8 protein-coding genes are annotated in these 6,970 nt (G+C 67.0%); 5 read left to right on the top strand and 3 right to left on the bottom strand.

The genetic code is table 11. The features are described 5' to 3' along the window. The first annotated feature begins 2 nt into the window (after positions 1-2). The 4 genes from ACFE7D_RS06940 to ACFE7D_RS06925 are packed head-to-tail and all read left to right on the top strand — an operon-like array spanning position 3 to position 2,636. Positions 3-1,151: a S41 family peptidase gene (locus tag ACFE7D_RS06940; RefSeq protein ID WP_375394694.1), complete on the top strand. Its 1,149-nt coding sequence runs from the start codon at positions 3-5 to the stop codon at positions 1,149-1,151. Then, entirely contained in the window at positions 1,148-1,642 is a 495-nt protein-coding gene (locus ACFE7D_RS06935) for a disulfide bond formation protein B (protein WP_375394693.1), read from the top strand. Before ACFE7D_RS06940 ends, ACFE7D_RS06935 begins: the two co-directional genes overlap by 4 nt. Beyond that, positions 1,639-2,175 (top strand): demethoxyubiquinone hydroxylase family protein, encoded by a 537-nt coding sequence (locus ACFE7D_RS06930; protein WP_375394692.1) that lies wholly within the window; start codon positions 1,639-1,641, stop codon positions 2,173-2,175. Before ACFE7D_RS06935 ends, ACFE7D_RS06930 begins: the two co-directional genes overlap by 4 nt. A gap of 2 nt (positions 2,176-2,177) precedes the next feature. Further along, positions 2,178-2,636, top strand: coding sequence for a hypothetical protein (locus ACFE7D_RS06925; protein WP_375394691.1), 459 nt, complete (start codon positions 2,178-2,180; stop codon positions 2,634-2,636). A 20-nt stretch (positions 2,637-2,656) separates the two neighbouring features. On the opposite strand, the gene ACFE7D_RS06920 is transcribed toward ACFE7D_RS06925, so the two are convergent. Further along, positions 2,657-3,292 (bottom strand): DedA family protein, encoded by a 636-nt coding sequence (locus tag ACFE7D_RS06920; protein WP_375394690.1) that lies wholly within the window; start codon positions 3,290-3,292, stop codon positions 2,657-2,659. A 71-nt stretch (positions 3,293-3,363) separates the two neighbouring features. Here ACFE7D_RS06920 and ACFE7D_RS06915 point away from each other — a divergent pair, with 71 nt between their 5' ends. Further along, a complete protein-coding gene (locus ACFE7D_RS06915; RefSeq protein ID WP_375394689.1) occupies positions 3,364-4,164 on the top strand; it encodes an aldo/keto reductase in 801 nt (266 codons plus the stop codon). Positions 4,165-4,178: 14 nt separating this feature from the next. Here the strand turns inward: ACFE7D_RS06915 and ACFE7D_RS06910 are convergent, their stop codons facing one another. Together ACFE7D_RS06910 and ACFE7D_RS06905 are read right to left on the bottom strand one after the other, a co-directional pair. Then, the gene (locus ACFE7D_RS06910; protein WP_375394688.1) at positions 4,179-5,564 is read right to left on the bottom strand and encodes a UdgX family uracil-DNA binding protein; all 1,386 of its coding nucleotides are present in this window, start codon (positions 5,562-5,564) and stop codon (positions 4,179-4,181) included. A gap of 125 nt (positions 5,565-5,689) precedes the next feature. Continuing rightward, positions 5,690-6,934 (bottom strand): putative DNA modification/repair radical SAM protein, encoded by a 1,245-nt coding sequence (locus ACFE7D_RS06905; protein WP_375394698.1) that lies wholly within the window; start codon positions 6,932-6,934, stop codon positions 5,690-5,692. Between the last annotated feature and the right edge of the window lie 36 nt (positions 6,935-6,970).

The following is a 6,970-nucleotide window of genomic DNA, read 5'->3' as shown; positions in this document are numbered from 1 at the left end:
GAATGCTGGCGGCGCTCGATCCGCATTCGTCCTACGAAGACGCGCTCGATTACCAGAACCTCCAGATCATGACCGAAGGCAATTACGGCGGTCTCGGCCTGACCGTGCAGATGGAGGACGGAGCGATCAAGGTCGTGGCGGCGCAGGAGGGGACGCCCGCGTCGAAGGCGGGGATCAAGTCGGGCGATTACATCACGCATATCGACGGCACGCTGATCTTCGGCGACACGCTGGACGAGTCGATCGGGAAGATGCGCGGCAAGCCGGGTACCAAGATCACGCTCGGCCTCGTCCGCCCGGGCCGCGACAAGCCGCTCGACGTGACGATGCTGCGCGAGGTGATCGTGCAGCATCCGGTGAAGTGGCAGGTCAAGGGCGATGTCGGATACATCGACATCAATACATTCTCGGAACATACCGGCGCGGACACGCGCGCGGCGATCATGGGGATCGACAAGTCGCTTGGCCACCGGCCGCTCGGCTATATCGTCGATCTGCGCGAGAATGGCGGCGGGCTGCTGAGCCAGGCGATCGAGGTCAGCGACGCCTTCCTCGATCACGGCGAGATCGTGTCGCAGCGCGGCCGTGAGAAGTCGGATATCGAGCGCTATTACGCCAAGCCCGGCGACGACGCGCACGGCCTGCCCGTCGTCGTGCTGACCGACGCAGGCACCGCGTCCGCGTCGGAGATCGTCGCCGGTGCGCTGCAGGACCATCACCGCGCGCTGATCATGGGCGAGCGGTCGTTCGGCAAGGGATCGGTGCAGAGCCTGATCCAGCTCGGCCCGCAGACCGCGCTTCGCCTCACCACAGCGCGCTATTACACGCCGTCGGGCCGATCGGTGCAGGAGGGCGGGATCGCTCCCGACATCGCGGTGCCACAGCTGAGCGACGCCGATTTCAAGACCCGCCCCGCGTTCCGCGAAGCCGATCTGCGCCGCCACCTGATCAACGAGGTGAAGGCGGACAACAAGGTGCTTGAGGAGGATACCAAGGACGATCCGCGCTTCGTTGGCACCGCGGCGGACCTGAAGAAGCGCGGGATCGACGATTTCCAGCTCTACTACGCGCTGAAGACGATCGCGCGGCTGGGCGGGCCGACCCAGGTCGCCGCCGCGACGAAGCCGCCGATCAAGGCCGCGACGCCGTGACGCCGGGCCGCAATATCGTCACCGCGCGGTGGATCGCGCTGCTGCTGCCCGCCGCCTTGCTGGCGGGGGCGTGGGGATCGCAGCTGATCGGCCATCTCTACCCGTGCGAGCTGTGCCATTGGCAACGCTGGCCGCATTATGCCGCGGTGACCGTCGCGATCCTGGCGTTCGTCGTTCCGCCGCGGTCGGTGGTTCCGATGGTCGCGCTGGCAGCGGTGCTGATCGCGGTCAGCGGCGGGATCGGCGTCTATCATGCCGGTACCGAATATCATTGGTGGGCGGGTCATACCGCCTGCACCACCACCGCGGACCTGTCGGGCGGCGGCGGCGGCGCTGCGCAGCGGCTGGCGGCGATCATGAACGCGCCGATGATCCGCTGCGACGAGCCGCAATGGACCTTCCACGGCATCTCGCTCGCCGGGTTCAATGCGGTCCTGTCGCTTGGCGGCGCTGCGGCGATCGCGGTGTTGCTTGGACGACGACGCGCATGAGCGGCCGGCGTCCCGGCGACCGGCGCCCCGCGTCCGATGCGATGATCCGCGTCGATCAGGCCGGCGAATATGGCGCGACCCGCATCTATGCCGGGCAATTGGCCGTGCTCGGCGACCGGCACCCCGCAGCGCGTGCGATCCATCACATGGCGAGCCAGGAGGCGCGGCACCGCGCGTTCTTCGACCGGATGATCGTGCAGCGCGGCGTGCGGCCGACGATCCTCCAGCCCTTCTGGACGATCGCCGGCTTCGCGCTCGGTGCGGTCACCGCGGCGATCGGGCCCGACGCGGCGATGGCGTGTACCGCCGCGGTCGAGACCGAGATCGACAAGCATTATGCCGGGCAACTGGTCGAACTCGGCACCGACGACCCCGAACTGTCCGCCGCGATCATCGATTTCCAGGCCGAAGAAGTCGAACACCGCGACCATGCGCTGGCGGCGGGGGCGGAGAACGCGCCGGGCTATCCGGTGCTGAGCGCTGCGATCCGGCTCGGCTGCAGATTGGCGATCGCCGCCGCGAAAAGGATTTGACGATGCGTATCCTGGCTTTGTTTGTCATCGCTTTCGCCACCGCGGCATCGCCCGCCGTCGCACAACAGGCCGCCCTGCCGGGCGTGATTTCGATCAAGCCTGCGCAAGGTCCGGGCGAAGTGGCGAAGCGCGCGCCGGTCAACGGTGTCCTCGTCCTTTACGGCAACGAACGCTGCCCGACGGACACTTCGGGCGACGAGATCGTGGTGTGCGAACGCCGCGGTGCGGAGGAACAGTTCCGCGTGCCGAAGGAACTGCGCAACTTCCAGGTCACCCCGGAGAATTCCGCCTGGGCGGTCAAGCAGAAGGCATTGCTCGCCACCGGCGGCCCCGGTGCAAACGGCACGGGCAGCTGCTCGGTCAACGGCGCGGGCGGGGCGTCGGGCTGTATGACCAGCCAGTTCGCCGAAGCCCGCGCCGCCAACGCCGAACGCAAGGCGGCGCAGGCGGAGGGCAGGTAAGACCCCCCGCGACGGAGCGCTTACCGCTCGGTGCGCTTCAACCCTCGCATCCGGTGCCAGACGAAGATCGCGACCAGCAGCACCAGAATGGCCGCGATCCCCAGATCGGCGCGGTGAAACGCCGCCTTGATTCGCGGGTCGCTGTCCCAGCGGGCGCCCAGCTTCATGCCGACCCAGGCGAGCCCGAAACACCATGGCCACGAGCCGACGAACGTATAGGCGTGGAACGGCAGCAGTCGCATCCGCGCGACCCCGGCCGGAAAGGCGATGAACGATCGGATCAGCGGCAGCAACCGGCCGATCAGGACCGCCGGCGCACCGAACCGTTCGAAGAACCGGTCCGCCGCGTCGAGTTCGCCCGGACCGATCAGCAGATACCGGCCCCAGCGCTCCGCCGCCGGACGCCCACCGCGCTTGCCGATCTCATAGGCGACGACCGACCCGAGATTGCAACCCATCGCGCCAGCGGTCGCGGCGAGATACAGGTCGAACCTTCCGGTTGTGACCAGATAGCCGGCGAACGGCATGATGATCTCGGACGGCAACGGCACGCACGCGCTTTCGATCGCCATCAGCAGTGCGAGCCCGGGATAGCCGCCCGACGCGATGACGCCGATGATGAATGCGGCGAGCGCCGCCAGGATATGTTCGACCATCAGCGCCGGTTGCGCGATGAGGGCGATCGGGTCAACCGGAACCGCGGGCGATCGTCGGTGGTTGGCCCGGCATGACCGATCTAACGCTGAACGACGGACGCGCGATGCCCCGATTGGGGCTCGGCGTCTATCAGGTGCCGGAGGGGCAGACCGCCGCCATCGTCCGCAAGGGGATCGATACCGGCTTCCGCCTCGTCGATACCGCCGCCTTCTACCAGAACGAACTTGGCGTGGGCGATGGCGCGAAGGGTACCGACGCCTGGATAACGACCAAGCTCGCGCCCGGCCGGCATGACGCGGGCGAGGTGGCGAAGGCGCTGGACGAAAGCCTGGCGCTGCTAGGGCGCGACAGCGTCGACCTGTATCTCATACACTGGCCGGTGCCGCGGGAGGGCAAGTTCATTGAGGCATGGCGCGCGCTGATCGATGCGCGCGAGGCGGGGAAGGCGATCTCGATCGGGGTCTGCAATTTCCTGCCGGAGCATCTGGATGCGATCATCGAAGCGACGGGGGTGACGCCGGCGGTCAACCAGATCGAGCTTCACCCCGCCTTCCAGCAGCGCGACGTCCAGGCCTATGACCGCGATCACGGCATCGTCACGCAAAGCTGGAGCCCGCTCGGCCAGGGTGGCGGGTTGAAGGACGAACGGATGGTCGCGATTGCGCAGGCGCACGGCCGATCGGCGGCGCAGATCGTGATCGCCTGGCATCTGGCAAAGGGGCTGTCGGTGATCCCCAAGGCGTCGGGCGCCGAGCATCTGACGGACAATTTCGCGGCGCAGGACGTCATGCTGAGCGACGAAGACATTGCGGCGATCGACGCGATGGACGACGCGGGTGGCCGGCTGGGGCCGGACCCGCGGGAGCTGTGAAGGCTTGGCGAGACCTACCCAACCGCAGCATAGGCCGCCTTCAGGTCCTCCACGAACCGGCCATATTCCTCTTCCGCCAGCGCCTTGTCCGGCAGGCGCAGCAGATAGCTGGGGTGTACGGTGATCCATGCCGCGCCGCCGTTTGCCAGCGTCAGCACCCGTCCCCGCTCGCGGCCGATCGTCACCACGCGGCCGAATAGCGATCGTGCCGCGGTCGCCCCAAGCGCCACCGTCATCTTCGGCCGGATCAGCGCGGTTTCCTGTTCGATCCACCAGCGGCACGCCTCGATTTCGCCGCCGTCGGGCTTCGCGTGGATGCGGCGCTTGCCGCGGGGTTCGAACTTGAAATGCTTGACCGCGTTGGTGACGTAGGTGCGCGATCGATCGATGCCGGCCTGCGCCAGGGCCCGGTCGAACAGCTGGCCGGCGGGGCCGACGAACGGCATGCCGGCCAGGTCCTCCTGGTCGCCCGGCTGTTCCCCGACGAACATCATCGCGGCGTCGACCGGACCCTGCCCGAACACCGTCCGGGTCGCCGGCTTGTAGAGCGGGCAGCGCGTGCACCCCGCCGCCTCGTCGCGCAGGGCTTCCCAGGCGATCTGGCTGTTGCCGCCGATGCTCGCACGCGCCGTCTCGATCATCCCGCTCTCCCGGGCCTGCGCCCCTGCGATCAGCCCGGACACCAGCATGGTTTCGGGCATGTTCTTCCAATATCTGCGCGGCATCTCCTTCAGCATCGCGCTCTTTTTCAGCCGCGCCGGGTTGAAGACGCTGGCGTAATAGGTCTTCCAGACCTCCTCGACCGGATCGCCCTCCGGTGCCTCCGCCTTGCTTGCACCAGGACCTTCGGTCAGGATCGTGCCGTCCCAGTGCAGCGACAGCGCAGGCGTCAGGATCGACCAGCGCATGCTCGCGAAGCGGTTGAGGAAGAACGCGGCGTTCGTTCGGACGATGTGATGTTCGGGTTCGAACCAGGCGACGAAGCGGGGGGTGCCGTCCTCCTCGACCTCGCGGAACCGCAGGAACGCACGCATCTTGTGGATGTCGCGGCGGACTGCCTTGGCAAGGCCCTCCAGCCGGCGGACCAGCGGGTCGGCATGATCCTCGACCAGCTTCGGCTCGCGCTGCAACCGGTCGAGCGAGGTGTAGAGCAGCGAGAAGCGTTCGGGATCGGCCGACAGGACGACGCTTCGCGCGAGATCGATGAACGCGCGCGGGACGGCCAGCTTCGCACTGGGCGGGGCAGGGGGGACATCGAGGGGTACGGCGAACAGATCGGCGGGGGTATCGCCGATTTGCCAGATGACGTCCTCCGGCGCGACGCCGCTCGCCACCAAACCCCGCGCCGCATCGCGCCAGCCGTCGAAATCGTCGGGTTCGGAAAGGGTTACGGTCTGCATACTCCAATTACTTCGTCATGCCGGACTTGTCCCGGCATCCATCGTGCCGCAAATCCATGCTCTGGCGATTTTGCGGCACGATTGACCCCGGATTAAATCGGGGTGACGGAGCGTGCTTTGCGCGTTCACCCGAACAGCTCCATCTGCTCCGTCTTCACCTTCACCACCGGGCGGAGTTCCGCCTTGTCCGACAGCGCGACCGGACGCCAATCCTCGGCGATCAGGAACGGCCGTACCTTCGCGACCGAAACCGTCAGCCGTCCCACGTCCGCCAGCGACAGCCGCCGCCAGCGTCGGCTCGCCAGGATCGACGCGACCGCCTTCACCCCGAGCCCGGGCACGCGGAGCAGCAACTCACGCGGTGCGCGGTTGACGTCAACCGGGAAGGATGCGCGGAACTTCAACGCCCAGGCGAGCTTGGGATCGATGTCGAGCGGCAGCATCCCCGTCGCATCGTCTGCCGCAGCCACGACCTCGTCGGGGCGGTATTCGTAGAAGCGCATCAGCCAGTCGGATTGGTACAGCCGGTGTTCGCGCATCAGCGGCGGGCGTTGCAACGGCAGGACCGCGCTGGCATCGGGGATCGGGCTGAACGCGGAGTAATAGACGCGGCGCAAGCCGAACCGGTCGTAGAGCGTCGATGCCCTGGTCACGATGTCGCCGTCGGTCGCGGCATCCGCACCGACGATCATCTGCGTCGATTGCCCGGCGGGGGCGAAGCGCGGCGCGGATTTGTACTTCGCCTTCGCATCGCGGCCGTCGGCGATCGACGCCTTGACCTCCGCCATCGCGGTTTCGATCCGCGCGCCGTCCTTTTCGGGCGCGAGCCGCTTCAGCCCGCCCACGGTCGGCAGTTCGACGTTGATCGACAACCGGTCCGCGAACAGGCCCGCGCGGTGGACGAGTTCGGGGTCGGCATCGGGGATCGTCTTCAAATGGATATAGCCGCGGAACAGATGATCCTCGCGCAGCGACCGCGCGACCTCGACCATCTGCTCCATCGTATAGTTGGACGACCCGATGATGCCCGAAGAGAGGAACAAGCCCTCGATATAATTGCGCTTGTAGAAGGCGATCGTCAGGTCGACGACTTCCTTCGCGGTGAAGCGCGCGCGGCGGACGTTCGAGCTCTTGCGATTGATGCAGTAATGGCAGTCGAAGATGCAGCTGTTCGTCAGCAGGATCTTCAACAGGCTGATGCAACGGCCATCGGGCGCATAGGCATGGCAGATGCCCATGCCTTCGGTCGACCCCAGCCCCTTGCCGTCGCGCGAATTGCGCCTGGCTGTGCCCGACGATGCGCAGGATGCGTCGTATTTCGCCGCGTCCGCCAGGATCGCGAGCTTCTGCCTGGTGTCGAGCTGCGCCATCACGTTCCATATACGTTCTGGCGGGGGCATCGACAA

It is taken from the genome of uncultured Sphingomonas sp. (assembly GCF_964244235.1).
GTDB lineage: Bacteria > Pseudomonadota > Alphaproteobacteria > Sphingomonadales > Sphingomonadaceae > Sphingomonas.
The sequence above is the reverse complement of the archived record's forward strand: the minus strand, read 5'-3'. Positions and strand labels throughout refer to the sequence as shown.

What these genes read in the sequence shown, in the direction of transcription:
- ACFE7D_RS06940 (WP_375394694.1), top strand. Translation starts at nt 3, where the DNA reads ATGCTGGCGGCGCTCGATCCGCATTCGTCCTACGAAGACGCGCTCGAT.
- ACFE7D_RS06930 (WP_375394692.1), top strand. Translation starts at nt 1,639, where the DNA reads ATGAGCGGCCGGCGTCCCGGCGACCGGCGCCCCGCGTCCGATGCGATG.
- ACFE7D_RS06925 (WP_375394691.1), top strand. Translation starts at nt 2,178, where the DNA reads ATGCGTATCCTGGCTTTGTTTGTCATCGCTTTCGCCACCGCGGCATCG.
- ACFE7D_RS06920 (WP_375394690.1), bottom strand. Translation starts at nt 3,292, where the DNA reads ATGGTCGAACATATCCTGGCGGCGCTCGCCGCATTCATCATCGGCGTC.
- ACFE7D_RS06915 (WP_375394689.1), top strand. Translation starts at nt 3,364, where the DNA reads ATGACCGATCTAACGCTGAACGACGGACGCGCGATGCCCCGATTGGGG.
- ACFE7D_RS06910 (WP_375394688.1), bottom strand. Translation starts at nt 5,564, where the DNA reads ATGCAGACCGTAACCCTTTCCGAACCCGACGATTTCGACGGCTGGCGC.
- ACFE7D_RS06905 (WP_375394698.1), bottom strand. Translation starts at nt 6,934, where the DNA reads ATGGCGCAGCTCGACACCAGGCAGAAGCTCGCGATCCTGGCGGACGCG.